The 21,630-nt window shown below is 69.1% G+C and carries 24 protein-coding genes and 2 pseudogenes; 17 read left to right on the top strand and 9 right to left on the bottom strand.

What is annotated here, in order from left to right:
• Positions 1-394: 394 nt before the first annotated feature.
• The gene (locus ID554_RS11260) at positions 395-775 is read right to left on the bottom strand and encodes a hypothetical protein (protein WP_117229632.1); all 381 of its coding nucleotides are present in this window, start codon (positions 773-775) and stop codon (positions 395-397) included.
• Positions 772-1,020 carry a hypothetical protein gene (locus ID554_RS11255; RefSeq protein WP_117229633.1) on the bottom strand — a complete coding sequence of 83 codons (249 nt, stop codon included), beginning with the start codon at positions 1,018-1,020 and terminating at the stop codon, positions 772-774. Before ID554_RS11255 ends, ID554_RS11260 begins: the two co-directional genes overlap by 4 nt.
• Positions 1,021-1,324: 304 nt before the next feature.
• Here ID554_RS11255 and ID554_RS11250 point away from each other — a divergent pair, with 304 nt between their 5' ends.
• Together ID554_RS11250 and ID554_RS11245 are read left to right on the top strand one after the other, a co-directional pair.
• Entirely contained in the window at positions 1,325-2,269 is a 945-nt protein-coding gene (locus tag ID554_RS11250; RefSeq protein ID WP_223884657.1) for a helix-turn-helix domain-containing protein, read from the top strand.
• Positions 2,266-2,511: a DUF397 domain-containing protein gene (locus ID554_RS11245; RefSeq protein WP_117229634.1), complete on the top strand. Its 246-nt coding sequence runs from the start codon at positions 2,266-2,268 to the stop codon at positions 2,509-2,511. The genes ID554_RS11250 and ID554_RS11245 overlap by 4 nt, the downstream gene beginning before the upstream one ends.
• A gap of 174 nt (positions 2,512-2,685) precedes the next feature.
• On the opposite strand, the gene ID554_RS11240 is transcribed toward ID554_RS11245, so the two are convergent.
• The 3 genes and pseudogenes from ID554_RS11240 to ID554_RS11230 form a co-directional block, all read right to left on the bottom strand.
• Positions 2,686-3,528, bottom strand: a complete 843-nt coding sequence (locus ID554_RS11240; RefSeq protein WP_223884656.1) for a DUF2637 domain-containing protein — start codon at positions 3,526-3,528, stop codon at positions 2,686-2,688.
• Between the two features lie 29 nt (positions 3,529-3,557).
• Positions 3,558-3,752: a hypothetical protein gene (locus ID554_RS11235; RefSeq protein WP_191088781.1), complete on the bottom strand. Its 195-nt coding sequence runs from the start codon at positions 3,750-3,752 to the stop codon at positions 3,558-3,560.
• Between the two features lie 354 nt (positions 3,753-4,106).
• Positions 4,107-4,763: pseudogene (locus ID554_RS11230) on the bottom strand (AAA family ATPase); the annotation flags it as partial.
• Positions 4,764-4,834: 71 nt separating this feature from the next.
• On the opposite strand from ID554_RS11230, the gene ID554_RS11225 reads away from it, so the two are divergent.
• The gene (locus tag ID554_RS11225; protein ID WP_117229637.1) at positions 4,835-5,686 is read left to right on the top strand and encodes a menaquinone biosynthetic enzyme MqnA/MqnD family protein; all 852 of its coding nucleotides are present in this window, start codon (positions 4,835-4,837) and stop codon (positions 5,684-5,686) included.
• Positions 5,687-5,775: 89 nt separating this feature from the next.
• Here ID554_RS11225 and ID554_RS11220 read toward each other — a convergent pair whose 3' ends face one another.
• Together ID554_RS11220 and ID554_RS11215 are read right to left on the bottom strand one after the other, a co-directional pair.
• Positions 5,776-6,714: a serine hydrolase gene (locus ID554_RS11220; RefSeq protein WP_117229638.1), complete on the bottom strand. Its 939-nt coding sequence runs from the start codon at positions 6,712-6,714 to the stop codon at positions 5,776-5,778.
• Positions 6,714-7,700 carry a hypothetical protein gene (locus tag ID554_RS11215; protein WP_117229639.1) on the bottom strand — a complete coding sequence of 329 codons (987 nt, stop codon included), beginning with the start codon at positions 7,698-7,700 and terminating at the stop codon, positions 6,714-6,716. Before ID554_RS11215 ends, ID554_RS11220 begins: the two co-directional genes overlap by 1 nt.
• Before the next feature lie 363 nt (positions 7,701-8,063).
• Between ID554_RS11215 and paaA the strand changes: the two genes are divergently transcribed.
• The 6 genes and pseudogenes from paaA to ID554_RS11185 all read left to right on the top strand — a co-directional run.
• The gene (gene paaA / locus ID554_RS11210) at positions 8,064-9,119 is read left to right on the top strand and encodes a 1,2-phenylacetyl-CoA epoxidase subunit PaaA (RefSeq protein WP_117229640.1); all 1,056 of its coding nucleotides are present in this window, start codon (positions 8,064-8,066) and stop codon (positions 9,117-9,119) included.
• On the top strand, positions 9,116-9,400 hold the full coding sequence (gene paaB, locus ID554_RS11205; protein WP_117229641.1) for a 1,2-phenylacetyl-CoA epoxidase subunit PaaB: 285 nt from the start codon (positions 9,116-9,118) through the stop codon (positions 9,398-9,400). The genes paaA and paaB overlap by 4 nt, the downstream gene beginning before the upstream one ends.
• Entirely contained in the window at positions 9,397-10,122 is a 726-nt protein-coding gene (paaC, locus tag ID554_RS11200) for a 1,2-phenylacetyl-CoA epoxidase subunit PaaC (RefSeq protein WP_117229642.1), read from the top strand. The genes paaB and paaC overlap by 4 nt, the downstream gene beginning before the upstream one ends.
• On the top strand, positions 10,119-10,595 hold the full coding sequence (paaD, locus tag ID554_RS11195; RefSeq protein ID WP_117229643.1) for a 1,2-phenylacetyl-CoA epoxidase subunit PaaD: 477 nt from the start codon (positions 10,119-10,121) through the stop codon (positions 10,593-10,595). The genes paaC and paaD overlap by 4 nt, the downstream gene beginning before the upstream one ends.
• Positions 10,592-11,713 (top strand): 1,2-phenylacetyl-CoA epoxidase subunit PaaE, encoded by a 1,122-nt coding sequence (gene paaE, locus ID554_RS11190; RefSeq protein WP_117229644.1) that lies wholly within the window; start codon positions 10,592-10,594, stop codon positions 11,711-11,713. Before paaD ends, paaE begins: the two co-directional genes overlap by 4 nt.
• 107 nt (positions 11,714-11,820) lie before the next feature.
• Positions 11,821-12,033 (top strand): annotated as a pseudogene (locus tag ID554_RS11185) (lipase); the annotation flags it as partial.
• Positions 12,034-12,248: 215 nt separating this feature from the next.
• Here ID554_RS11185 and ID554_RS11180 read toward each other — a convergent pair.
• A complete protein-coding gene (locus tag ID554_RS11180; protein ID WP_117229646.1) occupies positions 12,249-12,629 on the bottom strand; it encodes a hypothetical protein in 381 nt (126 codons plus the stop codon).
• Between the two features lie 132 nt (positions 12,630-12,761).
• Here ID554_RS11180 and ID554_RS11175 point away from each other — a divergent pair, with 132 nt between their 5' ends.
• Positions 12,762-13,610 carry a helix-turn-helix domain-containing protein gene (locus ID554_RS11175; protein WP_117229705.1) on the top strand — a complete coding sequence of 283 codons (849 nt, stop codon included), beginning with the start codon at positions 12,762-12,764 and terminating at the stop codon, positions 13,608-13,610.
• A gap of 7 nt (positions 13,611-13,617) precedes the next feature.
• Positions 13,618-13,812: a DUF397 domain-containing protein gene (locus ID554_RS11170; RefSeq protein ID WP_117229647.1), complete on the top strand. Its 195-nt coding sequence runs from the start codon at positions 13,618-13,620 to the stop codon at positions 13,810-13,812.
• Between the two features lie 152 nt (positions 13,813-13,964).
• Here the strand turns inward: ID554_RS11170 and ID554_RS11165 are convergent, their stop codons facing one another.
• A complete protein-coding gene (locus ID554_RS11165; RefSeq protein ID WP_158573792.1) occupies positions 13,965-15,713 on the bottom strand; it encodes an ATP-binding protein in 1,749 nt (582 codons plus the stop codon).
• Between the two features lie 190 nt (positions 15,714-15,903).
• Here ID554_RS11165 and mqnC point away from each other — a divergent pair, with 190 nt between their 5' ends.
• The 6 genes from mqnC to ID554_RS11135 all read left to right on the top strand — a co-directional run bounded on the left by mqnC (position 15,904) and on the right by ID554_RS11135 (position 21,625).
• Positions 15,904-17,094, top strand: a complete 1,191-nt coding sequence (mqnC, locus tag ID554_RS11160) for a cyclic dehypoxanthinyl futalosine synthase (protein WP_117229649.1) — start codon at positions 15,904-15,906, stop codon at positions 17,092-17,094.
• A 293-nt stretch (positions 17,095-17,387) separates the two neighbouring features.
• Complete coding sequence (locus ID554_RS11155; protein ID WP_117229650.1) at positions 17,388-18,569, top strand: LPXTG cell wall anchor domain-containing protein; 1,182 nt, start codon at positions 17,388-17,390, stop codon at positions 18,567-18,569.
• Between the two features lie 150 nt (positions 18,570-18,719).
• Positions 18,720-19,427 carry a demethylmenaquinone methyltransferase gene (locus ID554_RS11150; protein WP_117229706.1) on the top strand — a complete coding sequence of 236 codons (708 nt, stop codon included), beginning with the start codon at positions 18,720-18,722 and terminating at the stop codon, positions 19,425-19,427.
• Between the two features lie 74 nt (positions 19,428-19,501).
• The gene (locus tag ID554_RS11145; RefSeq protein ID WP_117229651.1) at positions 19,502-19,708 is read left to right on the top strand and encodes a hypothetical protein; all 207 of its coding nucleotides are present in this window, start codon (positions 19,502-19,504) and stop codon (positions 19,706-19,708) included.
• 167 nt (positions 19,709-19,875) lie between these two features.
• A complete protein-coding gene (locus ID554_RS11140) occupies positions 19,876-21,150 on the top strand; it encodes a geranylgeranyl reductase family protein (RefSeq protein ID WP_117229652.1) in 1,275 nt (424 codons plus the stop codon).
• A gap of 109 nt (positions 21,151-21,259) precedes the next feature.
• Positions 21,260-21,625 carry an NADH-quinone oxidoreductase subunit A gene (locus ID554_RS11135; RefSeq protein WP_117229653.1) on the top strand — a complete coding sequence of 122 codons (366 nt, stop codon included), beginning with the start codon at positions 21,260-21,262 and terminating at the stop codon, positions 21,623-21,625.
• Positions 21,626-21,630: the final 5 nt, after the last annotated feature.

Here is a 21,630-nt window from a genome sequence, read left to right as displayed (position 1 = left end):
GTCGTAGCTCTGCCCGTCTGCCCCGGGATCGGGTTTCGACGTTGGTCATGACGTGGGCCGCAACCCGCGTTGACTTCTGTCGTTACCGCCGGGTGTGGTCGCGCGACGTCGATCGCTGGAGCTGGCCGCCCGGGTCGCCGTCGCCCACTCGGCTTGTGTGCAAGGGTGCGGCACCCAGCGGTTCCAGACGGCTCGGCAGCCGGCGCAGGCTCCGTCGTCGTCGGCGATGTGTGTCGCGGCGATACTGGCGACTTGCGCTACGAGCCGTTCAGCAGCGCAGCCGACATCTGACGCCCGCAGCCCGGTCCCGGTGGACCCCTTGCGTACCTCATCGAAAGGCGTCTCCGTTTCAGTCATGAGCAAGACCTCCAATCGTCTGATATGTGCTCGGAAATCAGGACGCGGTCCGCGCCCGTTCTCGCCCGTGCAACGGCGTTACGGTGGACCCGTCCGCCACGTTGTGTGTGGGGCCGCTGCGCATGCCGGAGTATTCCTCCGAGTCATCGGCGAGGATCGGCGTGCCGAACCATGAGTGCGATTCGGTGTCCGCCGGGTTGGGGCCGGATGGTCGGACGCCGGCGACGCCGGGCCGACGACGCGGCAGTAGCCCGTACCTGTCGAATGTGATTCCGGCCGCGCGTCGCCCTGCGCACGGCTCGACCTCGCCGCAGGTGGCGCACACGCCGTTGGGTTGCACCGCCAGGTGGCGTTCGAGTTCAGCCTGTGCGTGGTCGAGTTCGTCCAGCGCGGTTCTGGCGAGGTAGGTCGTCGTCATGGCCGTGCCTCCGGGTCCTGGCCAAGGCGTAGGGCGTTCACGCGGACGAGGGCATGACGGGGTTGCTCGCTGATCTGCGTGCCGTCCGGACGTAGCGAGAGCCCGTCAAGATCGATCCACTCGCCGTCCGCGAGCGACTGCTTGTTGCCGATCGTCGTTACCCGAAGGATCAGCCGCCCGGTGCCGTACCTGTAGTCGCGATCGTGAACGTCGATGACGGTGCCGATCTTGAGCGTGGCCATCATGCCCGCCCGGCAGGCGTGCGGGTCAGATCACTTGTCGGGGCACTGCATCGAGGGCACCACCAGACCTTGATCTTGAACGACCACAACCCGGTGAGGTATCCCAGCATCAACGCGGCAACGATCAATACACCGCACCCCCTTCGCAGATCAGGGGGCCAGGGCGGACGTGCTCGCAGGAGCTGAGCCGCCCCGGCCTGCTATCTGGGCACCCAGGACAAGCCGGTACGCACCGGCTTAACCGTGTCGCGGAAGCCCAACACGTCCAGAATGGCACGCACACCCGTGTCACACAAGTTTGTGGATCATGCAATCTTGTATGACACCGAACTGTCCGCTGCATGCAGTGCTGATCATCCGGTTGCACCCACCAATCACGTGCCGGACGATGGGTAGCGTGACGACGAGGCCGGGACCGACGCTGCGGGCGCAGTGGCTTGGACAACAGATCAAGGAACTCCGCGAAGCCGCTGGAATCACCCTGAAGCAGGCGGGCGAGTACCTGGAGCGCGACCCATCGACCGTGAGTCGGTTCGAGTCGGCCGAGTACCCGATCCGACGCGCCGACCTCCTCGCGCTGCTGGACTTCTATTCGGTCAGTGACCAACGGCGTCGCGAGGGCCTGCTGAACTTGCGTGAGGAGGTGTGGCAGAAGGGGTGGTGGGACGGATTCGCCGACGCGGTGGACCGGCGGTTCATCGACTACGTGTGGCTGGAGTCGCGAGCCCAGGCGATCCACTCGTTCGATGACACTCTTCTACCTGGTCTTCTCCAGACCAACCGGTACGCCGAGGCGGCGATCCGCGCGGCCGATCCGGACCTTGCAGACGAGCAGGTCAAGCGCGCGGTCGAGCTCCGAATCAAGCGTCAGCAGGTGCTCACCGGGGACAGCCCGACGCAGCTTCACGCGATCCTCGACGAGGCGTTGTTGCTGCGCACGGTCCACAGCCCCGAGACGATGCGTGATCAGCTCCGACACCTGGGCGACTGCGCCCAGAAGCCGAACGTCGAGATCCGGGTACTACCATTCAGAGTGGACGCACACGCCAGTCCGGCGGGCGCGTTCAAGGTGTTCACGCTGGTGGAGCCGTACCCCGATGTCGCGTACACCGAGACGCTCGGCGGTGCGATCTTCGTCGAGACTCCTGGTGCCGAGCGGTTCGTCCAGACGTACGATCGGTTACAGCGCGTGACCCTTTCACCGGAAGAATCGGCTGAGCGGATCTCGGCCGCAGCAAAGGAGACACCGTGAAGGCAGTAGAGACGCACGCGCCGGGCCGCCCGGATCTCGCGGGCGTCGCCTGGCACATCAGCACCAAGAGCGACAACGGCGGTGCGAACTGCGTCGAGGCTGGTCCGCTCGCCGATGGAAGTGGCCGGGTCGCCGTACGGCACAGCCACCACCCTGACGGCTCCGTGATCATCTACACCCGGGCCGAGTGGGAAGCGTTCGTCGGGGGAGTCCGCGAAGGCGAGTTCGACTTCTTCGACTAGGCGTGCCATGACCGACTGAGGCAATAGGACGGACAGGCGACTCCCATCACCTAGGGGGTCGCTGTTTGCTTTCTACGTACCGTCACCGAGAGTTATCCGGTGATCGCGATGGCGTCGATAGCGAGGGGTGCCCCTGCTCGTCGGGGGTAACGGGCACCCCTCGTTATCGACGCTTCACAGCGGAAGCTGCGCCGCCGCCGCCGGCGGCGTGTCCAGATCATCCGGCCAGGGTCTGACGGACCCCGCGCCGATCGTCGGCACATCTTGCTCCGCCTTGAGGATCTTCAGCAGAAGTGAGGCGCGCTCGTTTGACACGCCATACCCGTCATCACGCAGTGCATCGGCCAACCTGTCCCGCGACGGTGGACGTCCCGTGGCCGCCAGTGCCTCGCGGGCGGCGACCCTCGCAGCCGGAAGCAGGTGCGCCACTGGCTGGACGTCGACCGGCACGGGCGCGCTAGCACGGCCGCTCGACCGCCCCGATGGGAGCCCGACACTCCGGCCCGTCCCGCTGGTCGCGGACGGACCGGGGAGACCAGCCCGCCGGTCCGGTGCCGGGCCAGCAGACGGCCCGCTGTCCGAGCCGATCTGAGGGACCGTCTCAGGGACGAGCGGACGATCTGCGGACGTCCGCAGATCGTCCGGGACGGTCCGCTGATCCTCTTCGCCATGGTCGATCATGCTGAACAGCAGCTTGACCGAGACGAGCATAGACAAAGCTGGCCAGCCGGCCAGGACCTTGCCGACCACGCTGTCACCGCCGACGGCGATGTTCTCGGCCGGGCTCGCGGCGGTGCCGACCACCAAGGCGATCCACGGCAACCACCCCGTCTGCCGTCCCGCGCGACGCTGCACCACCATGTACAGGGCGGCGACGATTTCCAGCCCGTCGACGCTGATCGGGAACGCGAATGCCTTCCATCCGTGCTGGTCGTGCGCGGTCGCCAGCTCGTGCATGTGCGCGAAAGAGATCGTCCCGGCGACGACGGCCAGCCCCGCGACACACACCACGGTCACGGCCGTCAAGATCCGATCCGTACGGCTCCTCACCACGACCACCCACTCTCGGCCTCGGCCTCGGTCGTGAGCAGCCGCAGCGCGGACAACAACGGCGACGCGTCCCGCACCGCCATCGCGATATCGCTGTCACCGTGCTGGATGTGAAGGTAGGTCTCGCACGGCCACGGGGCGACAGCCCGCGTCAGATACGCCTCCCCGATCTGCGGCGCGAGGGCTGTCACCGTGGTCAGATCGAGACGGATCGGCGCCGACCGGTGCGCGCCGCCGACACCGGGCCGGTACCCGTCGACCTGGCTCGCCGGGTCGGCCGTACACCGGGAACGGTCACACCAGGCGGGATGACCCGACTCGGCGGCGGTACGACGGCCCGAAGATGCAGGTTGACCTTCGGAAGGCTGCGACCAACTCATCGGGCCACCTCCCCAACGGAGGCGAGCACCGCAACCGGCACGACAAACCCACCGGCAGCGACAGCGGCCGGGTCCACGGTCACCGGCTGCATTGACCGGCCACCGATCTCTGCTACCCGGTCAAACTGGGCTGTAGACGAAAAAAGTATGCCACATTTCGGGATGGGTCTTCCCGGTGCCCGGGGCGCCCTGCACGCAGATCGAGTCGGCCAGGTCGGCGCGGACCAGCTCGTCCTGCTCGGGCTGGATGGTGGCGACGATGTCGCGCATCGGCCCGACCCGGGGACGTTCGATCTCGGCGGTGAGGATCCGGCTGGCCGTGCCGAGCTCCTCGCCACGGTCCAGATGCTCGTCCTCGAAGCTGGTCAGCACGCCGTCGCCGAAGCCGAACCGGCGCCGCACGGCGAGGCCCTGGGGATCGCGGCCGCTGGCCCGGTAGAACGACCGGGACACCGGGGCCCGCCAGTCCAGCACCAGCGGTTCGCCCTGCTCGTCGGTGACGTGCCGGCGGCCGACGTGGTAGCGCCGTCCGCCGTGCTCGGGGTCGGTGTCGCCGAAGTCGAGCCGACCGAAGAACAGCGGCGTACGCGGGTCGTCGGCCAGTTCGGCCACCCGACGGGCGAGGTGCCGCCCGAGCTGCTCGGCGGTGTACGAGTCACCGGCCACCGTGTCGCCGGTGGCGAAGAGCGCCTCGGCGCGTTCGCGCATCCGGTGCAGCGCCTCCCGGGACCGGGACAGGTGCGCCCGTTCGGCGGCCAGCTCGTCGTCGAGGTCGGACTGCCAACTAACGCCTCGTGTAGTACAGGGGACCCCTCCTATCACGAGGTGCGGGGTTGGCCACTTCGGTGTCGGCCCCCTGAGCAGATCAGGGAGGGCGGCGTTACGGTCGGGGCATGGTCGAGCGCGTCGCCCGCCCCCGGGTCGGGCACATCCAGTTCCTCAACTGCCTTCCGATCTACTGGGGGCTGATGCGCTCGGGTGCGCTGCTCGACGTCGACCTGCACAAGGACTCGCCGGACCGGCTCAGCGCCGCGCTGGTCGCCGGTGACCTGGACATCGGGCCGATCACCCTGGTCGAGTACCTGCGGCACGCCGACGAGCTGCTGCTCCTGCCGGACCTGGCGGTCGGCAGCGACGGCCCGGTGCTGTCGGTCAACCTGGTCAGCACCCGGCCGCTGACCGACCTCGACGGCGCCCGGGTCGCGCTCGGCTCCACCTCGCGGACCGGGGTGCTGCTCGCCGGGCTGCTGCTGCGCGAGCGGTACGGGGTCCGCCCGGAGTACTTCCGCTGCCCGCCGGCCCTGACCCAGATGCTACTGGAGGCGGACGCCGCGGTACTCATCGGCGACGTGGCCCTGCGGGCGATGTACGAGGCGCCCCGACAGGGGCTGACCGTGACCGATCTGGGGCTGGCCTGGCGGGAGTGGACCGGCCTGCCGATGGTCTTCGCCGTCTGGGCGGTCCGCCGCGATTTCGCCGCCGCCCATCCCGGCCTGGTCAAGGAGGTCCACGAGGCGTTCCTCCGCTCGCGTGACCTGTGCCTGGCCGAGCTGGACCAGGTCGCCGAGTCGGCGGCCCGTTGGGAACCCTTCGACGCTGCCACCCTCGCCGAGTACTTCCGGGCCCTGGACTTCTCGCTCGGCGAGCGTCAGGTCGCCGGGCTCCGGGAGTTCGCCCGTCGGGCCGCCGAGATCGGCGAGGCGCCCGCGTTGCCGGCCGGCGGACCGGCCTTCTTCACCCGCTGACCGCACCCCGAGCCGGCGGCAGCGCGGCTGTCGAGCCCCCGCCGCGCGCCGCCGCCGGCACTGCGGTCGGCCGCTGACCGCCCGCACCCTCAGGTACGCGTCAGCAGCGCCTCGGTGATCTCCTGACAGTTGTCCATGCCGTACTCGTAGCCCTTGGCGATGGGGTAGCGGAGCATCACGCCCATCGTCCAGGTGTCGCCGACCGCCAGGCAGTTGACGTGGATCTCCTGCTCCCGGGTGCGGTCCACCCAGCCGTTCTTGATGGCGATCCGCTTCGCCTCGTCGGCCGGGAACGCCTTGCGGATGCCGAAGTCGCCGGCGCCGCGTACCAGGCGCATCTCCTTGAGCAGCCACTTGGTCCACTCGGGGCCGGCGGCCCGTCCGTCGGCGATGCAGTTGCCCAGCCGGGCGGTGTCGCGGGGGGACAGCTCGGTACGGCTCCACCCCAGGTCACTGGAGACCTTGCTGTCGGTCAGGTCGCAGACGGACAGCAACCGCTTGATCGACGCGGTCCGCCCGATCTGGGTGTAGAGCTGCTCGGTGCGGGTGTTGTCGCTGTCCCTGATGATCCTGGTCAGGTCGTCGAGCTTCGCGTCGCTCGGCGTCTGTCCCGCGTTCGCGGTGCGGCGCAGGTAGTCGGCGACGACCCAGGACTTGATCAGCGAGGCGGTGGTGTTGGTCTCGTCCATGTTGTCCGAGCCGATGATCTCGCCGGACCGGCGGTCGAGCACGCTCCAGCCGTACCAGCCGTCGATGTCCAGGTCGAGCTGCTTCGCCGCGAACGGCAGCGGCTCGGGCTCCGGTGAGGGGCTGGGCGAGAGCGACGGACGCGTGTGGCGGTCGGTGAGCGAGCCGTCGCGGGACACCGGCGGATCGGACCGGCCCCACTCGGCGGCGGCGCGGGACTCGAAGGGCGATCCGGGAAGCAGGCGCAGGGAGACCAGGACCAGCCCGAGCAGGACGCAGGCGATCGCGACCAGCCGTAGCGGGGATGTTCCGCCCTCCCGGTCGCGCTTGCGGGTGGCCATCAGAGCTTCCCGACCGGCTGCTGCGGGACCTTGAGCGCACCGCCGGGCTGCGGGGTCACCAGTTGGGCGGCGACGCTGGCGCAGACGTCGGCGCCGTAGTCGAGATCGTGGCTGGCGAACGAATAGCGAAGCATCACGGCCAGACTCCACTTCTCCGTAACCGCGAGGCAGTTGACGTGCCAGTTGCGGTCGTAGAACAGCTTGGTCCAGCCGTTCTTCATACCGACCGGGCCCTGACTGGTGATCGACTCAGGTAGGCCATCGATGATGCCCCACCGGCCACCGCCCCAACCCTCGTCCTCGTGCTGGTCCTTGTCGGCGGTGGTGCCGCGCACCTTGCTCATCTCGGAGAGCACCCATTCGGTCCACTTCGGGCCGGCTGCCCGGCCGTCGGCGATGCAGTCGCCGAGTCGGACCGCGTCGCGCGGGGACATCCTGGTGAAGCTCCACCAGCCCTCGTACCCCTTGACGTTGCCCCGCTTGGTGTCGGTGAGGTCGCAGATGCTGATCGCGCGCTTGATCACCGGGCCCGGTTGGCCGCCCGCCGGCACCGCGTACGAGCCGCCGGCCTGCCGGTAGACGACGTTCGTCGATGAGTCGTCGCTGTCCCGGATGGCCCGGCTGGCCGCCTTCTTGAACGCCGCCGGCGGCTCCTCGTCGCCGAGTTGGCGCAGGTAGTCGGCGACGATCCAGGCCTTGATCATCGACTCGGTGGAGCTGGTCGCGGCCATGTTCTTCGAGCCGGAGATCTTGCCCGACTCGCGGTCCATCAGTGCCCACGAGAAGAACTCGCCCTCGAAGTTCACCGAGACCTTGCCTGCGGCGAGGGTCGGTGGCGGCGGCGCCGCGGGTGGCGGCGCCGCGACGCTCTCCTGGGCGGCGTTCGCCTCGTCGCCGGAGAGCCGGGCGTACGCGGCCGGCACCAGCATGACGCCGCCGAGTAGCACCGCCGTGACGGCGAACACCATGATCACGCGAGATCGCATGAGCGGGTGAGCTCCAGATGTCAGGGCCGGGGGGACCGGCTTGTTGCCAGGACTGACCGGTGTGGATCGCTTGCGGAGGCGGGGGAGGTGCCCCTGAAGGCGAGCGATCGTTCTGCACCGATCGGTGTGACCTGCGAAGTCTACGTCCGGATCTGCGTTACGCCAGGATCCGACACTGGCCAACTCGTGGTTAGGGCGGGATAAGAACCCGCTACGCGGCTGTTGCGAGGATTTGGTGCTCGTTTGTGACCCGTCTCACAGCGGTGGGCGCTACTCGTGGCATGCGCGCGGTAACGCTCGGGCATCTCGTATTTCTATGACACCCCTCTGGTGTCGCTGGTCGCAAGCTGTAACACTTAGTCCATGTATGGCAACGACTTCCCGGGCGAGGACCCGCCCGGCGGCCTGCTCGGCGAGGTCGAGGCGGCGGAGGCCGCGCTGCGTGCCGCAGCGGAACAGGGACGGATGGCCGCCGCACCCGGCACGGACCTGGCCACGTACTTCACGGCTGTGGTCGAGGCCGACCAGAAGATCGAGCCGCGCGACTGGATGCCGGAGGCGTACCGGCGGACGCTGATCCGGCAGATCGCCCAGCACGCGCACTCCGAGATCATCGGCATGCAGCCGGAGGGCAACTGGCTCAGCCGGGCGCCGTCGCTCAAGCGCAAGGCGATCCTGCTCGCCAAGGTGCAGGACGAGGCCGGCCACGGGCTCTACCTCTACGCCGCCGCCGAGACCCTCGGGGTGAGCCGGGACGAACTGGTCCAGCTCCTGCTCGACGGCCGGCAGAAGTACAGCTCGATCTTCAACTACCCGACTCTGACCTGGGCCGACGTCGGCGCCATCGGCTGGCTGGTGGACGGCGCGGCGATCGTCAACCAGGTGCCGTTGTGCCGCTGCTCCTACGGCCCGTACGCCCGCGCCATGATCCGGGTCTGCAAGGAGGAGTCGTTCCACCAGCGCCAGGGCTACGAGATCCTGCACGTGCTGGCACACGGCACCCCGGCCCAGCGGGCGATGGCGCAGGACGCGGTCGACCGCTGGTGGTATCCGTCACTGGCCATGTTCGGCCCGCCGGACGGTGACTCCACCCACTCCGCCCAGTCGATGGCCTGGAAGATCAAGCGCTTCTCCAACGACGAGTTGCGGCAGCGCTTCGTGGACATGTGCGTCGGCCAGGCGGAGGCGCTCGGGCTCACCATTCCCGACCCGGACCTGCGCTGGAACGAGGAGCGCCAGGCGTACGACTACACCCAGCCCGACTACGCCGAGTTGATGCAGGTGATCAAGGGCAACGGCCCGTGCAACCGGCAGCGGATGGCGCACCGGCGCCAGGCGCACACCGACGGCGCATGGGTACGCGAGGCCGCCGAGGCGTACGCCGCGAAGCGTCGGACCAACGAGAAGGTAGCAGCGTGAGGGAATCCTCGCCGCTCTGGGAGGTCTTCGTCCGGGCCCGACGGGGTCTGTCGCACACTCACGTGGGCAGCCTGCACGCGCCCGACGCCGAGTTGGCCCTGCGCAACGCCAGGGACCTCTACACCCGCCGTCAGGAGGGGGTGTCGATCTGGGTGGTGCCGGCCGGGGCGATCACCGCCTCCAGCCCGGACGAGAAGGACGCCTTCTTCGACCCGGCGGCCGACAAGGTCTACCGCCATCCCACCTTCTACGAGGTGCCGGACGGGGTGGCGCACCTGTGAACGGTCCCTTCGCCTTCACCCTGGCGCTCGGCGACGACGCGTTGATCGCGGCGCAGCGGCTCGCCGAGTGGACAACCCGCGCCCCGGAGATGGAGGAGGACATCGCGCTGGCCAACATCGCCCTCGACCAGCTCGGCGCGGCGCGGCTGCTGCTGACGTACGCGGGCGAACTGGAGGGCGCGGGCCGCGACGAGGACGCGCTGGCGTACCTGCGCGACGACCGGGAGTTCCGCAACTGCCTGCTGGTCGAGCTGCCGAACGGCGACTTCGCGGTGACCATGGCGAAGCTGCTCGTGCTGTCGGCGTACCAGCTTCCGCTCCATACCGCGCTGGCCGGATGCGCCGACGAGCGGCTGGCCGCGATCGGTGGCAAGGCCCGCAAGGAGTCCGCCTACCACCTGGACCACGCCGCGCTCTGGGTGCGGCGGCTCGGTGACGGCACGGCCGAGTCGCATCGGCGGATGCAGGCCGGGATCGACCAGGTCTGGCCGTACGCCCACGAGCTGTTCACCCCCTGGCCGGACGCGCCGGTCGACCCGGCCACCCTGCGGGGAGACGTCGAGCGGACGGTCGCGGAGGTGCTCGCCGAGGCGACCCTCACCGTGCCGGAGTCGGCCTGGGCGCCGGCCGGCGGACGGGACGGAGTGCACACCGAACACCTGTCGTACCTGCTCGCCGAGATGCAGGTGCTGCACCGCGCCCACCCCGGGGCGCGCTGGTGAGCAGCGCTCGGGAGGCCGTCGCGTCGGTGGTGGACCCCGAGATCCGGGTGGTCACCATCGACGACCTGGGCATCCTGCGTGCGGTGGAGGAGGATCCGGCCACCGGCCGCATCGTGGTGACCATCACCCCGACCTACACCGGTTGCCCGGCGATGGACGTCATCCGGGCCGACATCCGGCGTGCGCTGGCCGCCGCCGGCCATCCGGACGCCGAGGTGCGTACGGTGCACAGCCCGGCCTGGAGCACCGACTGGATCAGCGACGCCGGCCGGGCCAGGCTGGCCGCCGCCGGGATCGCCCCACCTTCGGCGGCACCCCGCGACGGCGTGGTCCCGCTGACCCTCGCCGTGCGGTGCCCACGGTGCGGGTCACCGGAGACCGAGCAGCTCAGCCGCTTCGGCTCCACCGCGTGCAAGGCGCTGTGGCGCTGTCGCGCCTGTTCCGAACCCTTCGACCATGTGAAGGCGCTGTGACTGTCACCATCACCCGCCCGGTTCGCCGCCGGCCGGTGTTCCACCCGTTGCCTGTCATCGCGGTGGACCGGCTCACCTCCGACGCCGTCGCGATCACCTTCGACGTGCCCGAGGAGTTGCGCGAGACCTTCGCCTTCCGGGCCGGGCAGCACCTCACCGTACGGCTGCCCGCCGACGTGATCGGGGCCGCCGGCCAGGACGTGCGCCGGTCGTACTCGATCTGCTCCACGCCGCAGGACCTGGCCCGGCAGGGGCGGCTGCGGATCGGGGTGCGGGAGATCCCCGGCGGGGCGTTCTCGGCGTACGCCTGCGGCGTGCTGCGGCGCGGCGACACCGTCGAGGTGCTGCCGCCGCTGGGACACTTCGGCACGGCGTTCGACCCGGACAGGGTCCGCCGTTACGGCGCGGTCGTGGCCGGCTCCGGCATCACCCCGGTGCTGTCGCTGGTCGCCACCGCCCTGGCCGTCGAGCCGGCCAGCACCTTCACCCTGGTGTACGGCAACCGCACGGCCAACTCGGTGATGTTCACCGAGGAACTGGCCGACCTGAAGGACCGCTACCCGACCCGGCTGCACCTGGTGCACGTGCTGTCCCGGGAACAGAGCGAGTCGCCACTGCTCTCCGGGCGCATCGACGCCGCGCGACTGGAGCGACTGCTGGACACCGTGGTGCCCGGTGACGCGATCGAGGAATGGTTCCTCTGCGGCCCGTACGGGCTCGTGGTGGACGCCAGGACGGTGCTCGTCGGGCGGGGCGTCGTCGAGTCGGCGGTGCACACCGAGCTCTTCCACGTCGACGCGCCGCCGGAGCCGGTCCGCCGCCCGGGCGACGAGCCGGGCACCGGCACCGAGGTCACCATCCTGCTCGACGGCCGGTCGTCGAGCTTCACGATGCGCCGCGACGAGCGGGTGCTGGACGCGGCGTTGAAGGTCCGCGGCGAACTTCCGTACGCCTGCAAGGGCGGCGTCTGCTCGACCTGCCGGGCGAAGGTGGTCTCCGGCCGCGTCGAGATGGCCCGCAACTACGCGCTGGAGCCCGACGAGGTGGCCGCCGGCTACGTGCTGACCTGCCAGTCGAGCCCGGTCACCGACACCGTCACCGTCGACTACGACGCCTGACCTCCACCCGCGTCCCCCGCTCGGCCGAAGGTCGCCGGGCGGGATCTGAACATGCACGGGCTTCGCACCGTCTGTGGCGTCCGGCTGCACAGATCAGAAAGAAAGCCATGCGCAAGTTCACCTCGGTGGTGGTCGCCGCAGCCATGGCGCTCGTCGCCATGGAGGCGGTCGTCGGTGCACCCGCCCGCGCCGCAGCCCCCCAGGAGTACGTGGCACTCGGCGACTCGTACGCCTCCGGCGTCGGAGCGTTCCCGTACGACTCGGCGAGTGGCGCATGCCTGCGCAGCCCGAGGAGTTACCCGAGGTTGCTGGCCTCCAGCGTCGGCGGGTACACCTGACCCGCCTCACCGAGACCTTCCATCCGAACGCGGAAGGGCACGCCGCGTACACCATGTTGCTGGCGGCCCATCGCTCCTGATCCACCCGCCGACCCGGGGCCGCCCGCCACCCGCGCGGGCGGCCCTGTGCTGTCGACCCACCCGAGATCCTGGTGCCGCGCTGCCCTTTCGAGGGCCCTGTCGTACCAAGGTCGGCTCTAATCCGGGTTCCGGAGGTGAGCGGTCCAGTAGGTCAGGTCGGAGTGGTGCTCGGTGAGAGTCACGCGGGCGCCGCAGGCTTCCTCGATCGTCTTGACCGCGTCGTCGAGGTGGGCGGGGTAGTGGTCCCAGTCGGTGTCGCGGTACAGGTGCAGGCCGACTTCGCCCCGGTCGTCGCCGAACGCCTCCGCTGCCTCCGGCGACACCAACACGACCGTGTACCGGGCCGCCTCGATTTCCGCCTCCGAGGGTTGCGTCTCCTCCGCCTGGTAGCGGCGGCGGAAGTGCTCGACGACCGACGGGATCGGCCCCGGCGAGTCCGCCGGATCGTACGGCCGGAGCCAAGCCGGCTGGCGGGCAATCCGGATCTGCGACTCCATGGCACCCTCCGGTAACAAGCGGAAGCAACATTGCTGGCCATGGTTGTGCACCGACGAGATCGAGTCAATACTCAATGCGACGATCCGATCGTTTCTGTGTGACGGCCCTGTATGGGGTGAGCGGAGGTGGCGATGTCCAGGGCGAACCAGCCGACCGTGGTCGGTCGGGGTCTCGGCGGTGAGCTGCGCGAGTTGCGCCAAACCCGCAAGCTGGCCCTGCGGCAGGTGGCGATTCGTCTCGGCTGGCAGCCGTCGAAGCTGTCCCGGATGGAGACCGGCATCCAGGGCATCCCGGCCGCCGATGTCGCGTCCCTGCTGGTCATCTATGGCGTCACCGGCGACGAGCGCAAGCGGCTGCTCGGCATGGCCGAACGCTCCGCCGAGTCGGGATGGTGGGAGGTGATCGGCGGCCTCTCCGACGAGTCCCGGACGCTGATCCGCCTGGAGGGCGAGGCGACCGCCATCGTGAACTGGGAGCCGCTGCTGGTGCCGGGCCTGTTGCAGATCCCGGACTACACCCACGCGTTGATGCAGGGTGGTGGGGTGCCGGCGGCCGAGGCCCAGTCGCGGGTGGCCGCCCGGCTCGGCCGGCAGGCCATCCTGAGCCGGCCCGACCCGCCGACCCTGCACGTTCTGCTCGACGAGGCGGTGTTGCGCCGGGCGCTCGGTGGGCCCGGGGTGATGGCCCGCCAACTGCGGCACCTCGTCGACGCCGCCGAGCGGCCGAACGTCACGCTGCGGGTGGTGCCGCTGTCGGTCGGCGCGCACACCGGGCTCGACGGCTCGTTCGCGCTGCTCGACTTTCCCCGCAACCGATCCGTGGTCTATCTCGACCACAAGCTGGCCGGGTTGTTCCTGGAGGAGGCGCCGCAGGTGGCGCACTTCCGGGGCGAGGCGGATAGGCTTGCCGGAGTGGCGCTGGGCCCCGCCGAGTCGGTGCGGCTCGTTGCGCAGGTGGCAACGGAGCACGAACGGGAGTGAGCCGTCGATGATCGTCCCTGACCTGTCTAGCGTGACCTGGCGCAAGTCCAACCGCAGCGGCACGAACGCCAACTGCGTCGAGGTGGCCGAGTTGATCCGGGCGGTCGCCGTACGCGACTCCAAGGACCCGGCCGGTCCGGTGCTCGCCTTCGACCACACGGCCTGGTCCGCCTTCGTCGTCAGCCTTCCAAAGCGGCCATGACCACCCACGCGCCTCGCCTACTGCTCTGAAGCCTGCCGGAGTCGGCCAGGGTCGGCAGCTCCGTAGTGCGGAGGAGGTGTACAACTTGACGTTCCCTGCACCCGGTCAGATCCCGCTGCGGCCACTCCGATGGAGATCGCGCGGCGACGGAGTCAACGGACGGCGGTGTACCGGGCGTTGCGGGAACGTTCCTGGCCGCTCATCTGCACGAGGTTCTGCCTCCGCAGTGAGCGCAGCGCGCGTTGTACCTGGTGCGGCCGTAGCCCGGTGGCCGTCTCGAGTTCCGCCCGCGAGCGGCTGCCGACGCCCAGTGCCGTCAGGACGATGTCCTCGTTCGCGTTCAACGGAGGTCGGGAACCGGAGCCCGGTGCGGTCATGGGAGCGAACAGATCAGGCGCTTCGGCGATGACATCGGTCAGTAGTCGATAGGTCGTGCCTCCCCGGGAGCCTTGCTGCGCGATCAGCCCACGTTCCACGAGCTCGCGAAGTTCCCGGCTGGCCGCGCGACTGTCGGACACGCCGGTCACTTCCCGGTACGAACTGTTGGACAGCTCTCGCCCGTTGCGCATCAGCACGAGGGCGGCCATCTGGGACCGGCTCAACGGACCTCGGCCGAGCGACCCCAACCACTTGATGGCATCCTCGTCCAGCAATGTGTGGTTGGGGAACTCCACGGCGAAGGTGGATATGTCGTCCGCAAAGCGGGGTTGCTCCATGCCGGCCTCGGTGAGAGCGACCCTGATGCGGGTGATCCCACTGCCTCGGTTCTCGCAGACCATGTGGCCGTCGCCGAAGGGCGTGTCTTCGAGAATCTTGAGTAGGGCCCGGTTGCGGGACGAGGTGACCGGTGTCGTGCCGAGCGAGCTCACCTCCACCGGGCCGTAGAGTCCGCCCGGGTTCCTGATCACCAGACGGTCCGGGTACATCTCGATCTGGACCTGCATGCCCCGCGCGAACTCGGCGTAGTCGCGGTGCACGAGCGCGTTGACCAGTACCTCGCGCAGTACCTCTTCCGGGTACTCCCACTCCTCGGTTCGGTAGAGGCCCGTGATCACATTGCGCCGTTTCATGTTGCGCTTCAGCACCCGGATGCATTCCGCGACCATCACGGGTATCGAACCGTCCACGGACCGGTTCTCGCTGAAACGTTCGCCGCGTGGGCCGGGAACTCCCGGCTGTGCCGTGGGGTACGCCACGAAGGTCATCCCCAACTGAGGCTCGAAGGTCTGTGGGTAGGTGCCGAACACGAGGAGCCCGGCCAGGGTGGGAACCACGGCGTCCTGGTAGCGGGTCAGGACGTTCAGCATGATCAGTACCTGTTCGTCGTCCAGCCGCCGGAAGATCTCCGCACGGGACTGTCGGATCCGGACCAGGAATGCCGCGAGCAGTTCTGCGTCCAGGTCGTCCAGCGTGGCACGTGGGACCGGTGCCACATCGTGCCGTTGTTCGGTGCGGTTGGCCAACAGCACCGCCACCTCGTAGTCGGTGAGGCGGCGGTCTCCGTCGCCGACCCGGATCCGAGAACCCGCCCACGGACCGAGGCTCCTCTTGTGACACGGACGTTGGTCGCGGGCCAGCTGCGGGACCTCGCAGACCACGACGTGGCGACCGTCGAGTTCGACAGTGCTGATGTCCGCGCGTACCGCCGGCTCCAGATCAGCACAGATCGCCCCGAGGTTCGCCTCCATCACACCGGGCTCGGCCACGCCCGTCACTGCGAAGGCGTCGCGCTCGTCGACGCCGAGGATCAGGCGCCCGCCGCTCCCGTTGGCGAAGGCGCTGATCGTCTCCCAGATGCTGGCCGGCAGTCCGCCCTGGGCCTTCTTGACTTCGCAGGTCGAGTAGTCGTTGCGGAGCTGGCGAAGGCGTTCGAGCAGTTCTCGAAGTTCCGATGCCTCCACTGGCCACCTCCGGTGATGGGTTCCTGGTGCGGCCCAGTGTGACACTGTGGTAGAGCTGTGGTGCGGTAACACGCTCGTTGTGTGGCGCTTGTGTTGCCCTTGGAGTAACACAAGCCGATGTTGTGTGACGGCAACAACGGCGCGTCAGTCGCCTCTCGGCAGCACAGGACCTCGACGTAGGCTCGATGGCGTGACGACGAGCCGGGAGATCGACGACATCCTGCAGCGTGGCGCGGACGGTGGGCGGATCACGCCCGAGGAGGCGCTGCTGCTCTACACCGAGGCGCCCTTCCACGCGCTGGGCGAGGCCGCGGACGCGGTACGCCGTCGGTGGTACCCGGACAACATCGTCACGTACCTGATCGACCGCAACATCAACTACACCAACGTCTGCGTGACGGCGTGCAAGTTCTGCGCCTTCTATCGTGCTCCGAAGCACAAGGAAGGGTGGACCCACCCCACCGAGGAGATCCTGCGTCGTTGCGGCGAGGCGGTCGAGCTGGGCGCCACCCAGGTCATGCTCCAGGGTGGTCACCACCCGGACTACGGGGTGGAGTACTACGAGGAGTTGTTCTCCTCGGTCAAGAAGGCGTACCCGCAGCTCGCCATCCACTCGATCGGCCCGAGTGAGATCCTGCACATGGCCAAGGTCTCCGGCGTCAGCCTGGACGAGGCCATCGCCCGGATCAAGACCGCCGGGCTGGACTCGATCGCCGGTGCCGGCGCCGAGATGCTTCCGGAGCGCCCGCGTCGGGCGATCGCGCCGCTCAAGGAGTCGGGCGAGCGCTGGCTGGAGGTCATGGAGCTGGCGCACCGGCAGGGCGTCGAGTCGACCGCGACGATGATGATGGGCACCGGTGAGACGGCCGCCGAGCGGATCGAACACCTGCGGATGATCCGCGACGTGCAGGACCGTACCCAGGGCTTCCGGTCCTTCATCCCGTGGACGTATCAGCCGGAGAACAACCACCTCAAGGGTCGGACCCAGGCGACCACGCTGGAGTACCTGCGCCTGGTGGCGGTGGCCCGGCTCTTCTTCGAGACGGTGCCGCACCTGCAGGCGTCCTGGTTGACCACGGGTAAGGACGTGGGACAGCTCGCGCTGCACTTGGGTGTGGACGACCTGGGCTCGATCATGCTGGAGGAGAACGTGATCTCCTCGGCGGGTGCCCGGCACCGGTCCAACCTGCACGAGCTGATCGGGATGATCCGCTCCGCCGACCGGATCCCCGCGCAACGGGACACGCTCTACCGGCGGCTGGCCGTGCACCACACCCCCGCCGACGATCCGACCGACGAGCGGGTGGTGTCGCACTTCTCGTCGATCGCCCTGCCCGGCGGCGGCGCCGGACGCTCCCTCCCATTGGTCGAGGCGAACTGAGTCTCCCCAAGGTCACGAGTGACCCCCGAGAGGGTCACGTTTCGCCAACGGTGCGGACGTTCGGCTGATCATCCGAACGGCTCTCCCTCGCCATCCATCTGGTTCGAAGCGCTGTGCCGGAGTGGGGCAGGCTCGCGCTTCCTCGGGCAGCAAGAGCCATCAATCCGGACAAACCTTGAATGACCATTAGCCGCGCAGCTTGTGGCTGGTGTGTTTCGGGGTGGCGCGTGTGATCGCTGGCCGCTAACGTCCCCGGCCGTACGCTTCTCACCAGCCAACGGGGAGACCCTTCAATGATCTTCCGTTCTCGCCGTGCCGCGAGCCTGGCCACGGCCGCGCTGCTCGCCTCGGGCGCTGTCGCCGCCTTCGGCGTACCAGCCCACGCCGCCGGCACCGAGACCGACCTCGCCATCACCGCCGCCGGCACCCGGATGACCGACGGGGTCGGAGGCAAGATTGCCTGGGCCAAGATCGCCAACCAGGGCGAGGGCACCCCGAGTAAGGTCCTCATCAAGGTCGACGTCTCCAAGCTGGACGACAACAAGCTCATCTTCGTTCCGATCACCAACGGCGAGTGCAGCGTCACCGGTGAGACGAAGCTTGAGGTCTTCACCTGCGAGCTGAACAAGGGTGAGATCCCCAAGCCGGGCGAGACCACCGAGGTGCCGGTCGTCCTGGTGAAGGGCGAGGACGTCAGCGGGCCGTACACCGCTCCGGTCACCATCACCATCGAGTCGCCGGACGACACCGACGACAGCAACAACAGCATCAAGATCGACGTTGAGTTGACCCCGGAGAGCGGCGTCGACCTGGGCGTCATCGTCCCGGACGTGAAGACCAGCTTCGACTTCGACTCCGGCACCGAGGGCAAGAAGCTGTACCCCGGTGACACCGCCCTCGTGTACAGCGAGGTCGTCAACCAGGGCAACCTGACCGCGCAGGGCCTCAAGCTGACCTTCCGGCTGCCCGAGCACGTCAGCCTGGCCTTCCCGCTCGGCGGTTGCGAGACCGGCGCCGAGCGCACCGTGGTCTGCGACGACAAGGACTTCCTGCTCGAACAGGACACTGTGCTGCGCTTTGAGTTGCCGGTCGTGGTGGACGAGGACGTCGAGGCACCGGTGGCTCTCACCGGTGGCTCGCTGGAGGCTGTGGCGCACGGCGCGCTGAAGCCGGAAGCCCGGATCAGCAAGCAGGCGACCAAGCCCGACTTCGACCGGGCCGAGGTGCGGGAGATCGAGGACAGCGAGTTCGCCGACATCGACCCGTCCGACAACACCGACGACTTCGCCGTGATCGTCGCGGCCACCGGCAACGGCGGTGGCGGTGGCGGTGGCCTGCCGGTCACCGGTGTGCAGGCAGGCGTGATCGGCGCCGTCGGCGGGGGCGTGGTGCTCGCCGGTGCGGCCATGTTGCTGGTGTCCCGCCGTCGCCGGGTGGTCCTGGTGGCTCCGGGGGACGAGAAGTCCAGCTCTTGAGGTAGGTCCCCAATCGGCCCGCGCGGGCCGTTCACATAACGCACGGCAGTAGGGGCGGGATGGGCGACCATCCCGCCCCTACTGTGTGTGCTGCGGGTACCGGCGACCCTGGTCGCCGGCGGCCGGGCGCCGGGCTGGCAGAGTGGAGGGGTGAGCACCCCGCAGGGCCAGCGCGCCAGCCTGGACAAGCAGCCGCACGAGGTCGCCGCGATGTTCGACGGGGTCGCGGCCCGCTACGACCTGACCAACACCGTCCTCTCCTTCGGGCAGGACCGGTTCTGGCGGCGGGCCACCCGGGCCGCGCTGGACCTGCGCCCCGGGGACCAGGTGCTGGACGTGGGCGCGGGCACCGGGGTCTCGACCGAGGAACTGTCCCGCTCCGGGGCGTACGCGGTCGGCGCCGACCTGTCGCTGGGCATGCTGTACGCGGGCAAGCAGGACCGTCCGCAGGTGCCGCTGCTGGCCGGTGACGCCCTCCGGCTGCCCTTCGCCGACGCGAGCTTCGACGCGGTGACCATCTCCTTCGCGCTGCGCAACGTCAGCGACACCGACGCGGCGCTGCGCGAACTGGCGCGGGTCACCCGGCCGGGCGGCCGACTGGTGGTCTGTGAGTTCAGCACCCCGGTCAACCCGGCCTTCCGCACCGTGTACCTGTCGTACCTGATGCGGTCGCTGCCGGCGGTGGCGCGGACGGTGTCCAGCAATCCGGACGCCTACGTCTACCTAGCCGAGTCGATCCGGGCCTGGCCGGACCAGCCGGCGCTGGCCGCCCGGGTGGCGACCGCCGGGTGGGGTCGGGTGGCGTGGCGGAATCTGACCGGCGGCATCGTGGCACTGCACCGGGCCACCCGGAGCTGACCTGACGTCGCCACCTCGCCAACATTTAGGCGAATTGGGCAGTTCGTTATCTTTTGCCGCTTAGGCTGGCTGGCATGACGGATGTGAGCCACGTGGCCATCGATGATGCCGCCGAGCTGGCCGGCCAGCTCCGGGATCTGGCCGGCACGGATCCGGCGGATGTGCGTCAGGTGGTGTCCGAGGTGCTCGCCGCGCTGGACCGGGCCGCCGGTGGCGCGTTGCGGGAGCATCTGCCGGAGACGATCCGTGCGGGACTGGACGCCGCGAGCCCCACTGCATAGGGATGCTCCAATGTCCCGGATCGCATGACCGCAGCGTCCGGGAGTTCCGCCAGCGTCCTGTTTCTATGAGGTTAGGTCGCCCTAACAAACCGAGCGTAATGCGTCGGTCATAGACTCGTCCCGGCTGGCTTGTGAAGCATTTCACGAGCACTCGGGAGGGGGCGCGAATGGCCGCGGTGGAGAACGACGCCGACGTGATCGTCGTGGGCGCCGGTCCCGGTGGGTCGGCGACCGCGTACCACCTGGCTCGGCACGGCGTGCGCGTGCTGCTGCTGGAGAAGACCGAGTTCCCCCGGGAGAAGGTCTGCGGCGACGGGCTGACCCCGCGCGCGGTGCGGCAGCTGATCCGGATGGGTGTGGACACCTCGCCCGAGGCCGGCTGGCTGCACAACCGAGGTCTGCGGGTGATCGGCGGCGGCGTCCGACTCGAACTGGACTGGCCGGACCTGGCCAGCTTCCCGAACTACGGGCTGGTTCGCACCCGGCTCGACTTCGACGACCTGCTCGTCCAGCGGGCCGTGTCCGCCGGGGCGACGCTGCGCACCAACGTCACGGTGACCGGGCCGGTGCTCGACGGGTCCGGCCGGGTGATCGGGGTGGCGGCCGAGGACGGCCCGGACAAGGCCCCGGCCACCTTCCACGCGCCGCTGGTGGTCGCCGCGGACGGTGTCTCCGGCCGCTTCCCGCTCGCCCTCGGACTGGCCAAGCGGGAGGACCGGCCGATCGGCGTGGCGGTGCGCCGTTACTACCGCTCCGAGGCCCGGCACGACGACGACTACCTGGAGTCCTGGCTGGAACTGCGGGCCAAGGGCACCGGCGCGTTGCTGCCCGGGTACGGCTGGATCTTCGGCCTGGGTGACGGCCGGGTCAACGTCGGCCTCGGCATCCTCAACTCCTCGTCGGCCTTCGGCAAGACCAACTACCGGCGACTGCTCACCGACTGGCTGGCCAACACGCCGCCGGAGTGGGGGATGACCGACGAGGCCAACGCCGAGGGCTCGATCCTCGGCGCGGCGCTGCCGATGGGCTTCAACCGGGTGCCGCATTACAACCGGGGGGTCATGCTGGTCGGCGACTCCGGCGGCATGGTCAACCCGTTCAACGGCGAAGGCATCGCGTACGCCATGGAGTCCGGCGAACTGGCTGCGGAGGTCGCGGTGCAGGCCCTGGCCCGGCCGGCCGGTGTCGAGCGGGAGCGGGCGCTGATGGCGTACCCGCAGGAGTTGAAGACCCGGTTCGGCGGCTACTACCGCCTCGGCGGGGTCTTCGTGAAGCTGATCGGCCGGCCCGAGATCATGCGCGTGGCGACCAAGCACGGCATGCCCCACCCGACCCTGATGCGCTTCGTGCTCAAGCTCCTGGCCAACCTCACCGACCCTCGTGGCGGTGACGCGATGGACCGGGTGATCAATGCGATGACCCGGGTCGCGCCCGCCGTGTAGGGGCGCGGACCAGGCAGGTCGACCCCCCGCCGACGATCGCCGGGTGGGATGTGAATAGTGTGAATTTCGCCAACGAACGAGGGCAGGGAAGGACGAGCAGGAGAAGAAGATGTCGCTCTCGCCTTACGTACCCATCATTGGGCTGTTCGCCCTCGCCGCGGCCTTCGCGCTGTTCTCCATAGGGGCTGCCAGGTTCGCCGGTCCCCGGCGCTACAACAAGGCCAAGCTCGAAGCCTACGAGTGTGGGATCGAGCCCAGCCCGCAGCCGATCGGCGGCAGCCGGTTCCCGGTCAAGTTCTATCTGACGGCGATGCTCTTCATCGTCTTCGACGTGGAAATGATCTTCCTTTACCCGTGGGCTGTCTCCTTCGACATGCTGCCGGTGTTCGGATTCGTCGCCATGTTGATTTTCATCGGTGCGGTCTTCGTCGCGTACGCCTACGAGTGGCGGCGCGGCGGTCTGGACTGGGACTGAGGGAG

Source organism: Micromonospora craniellae, from assembly GCF_014764405.1.
Lineage (GTDB): Bacteria > Actinomycetota > Actinomycetes > Mycobacteriales > Micromonosporaceae > Micromonospora > Micromonospora craniellae.
Note: the sequence above shows the minus strand (reverse complement) of the source record. Positions and strands in the feature narration are given on the sequence as shown.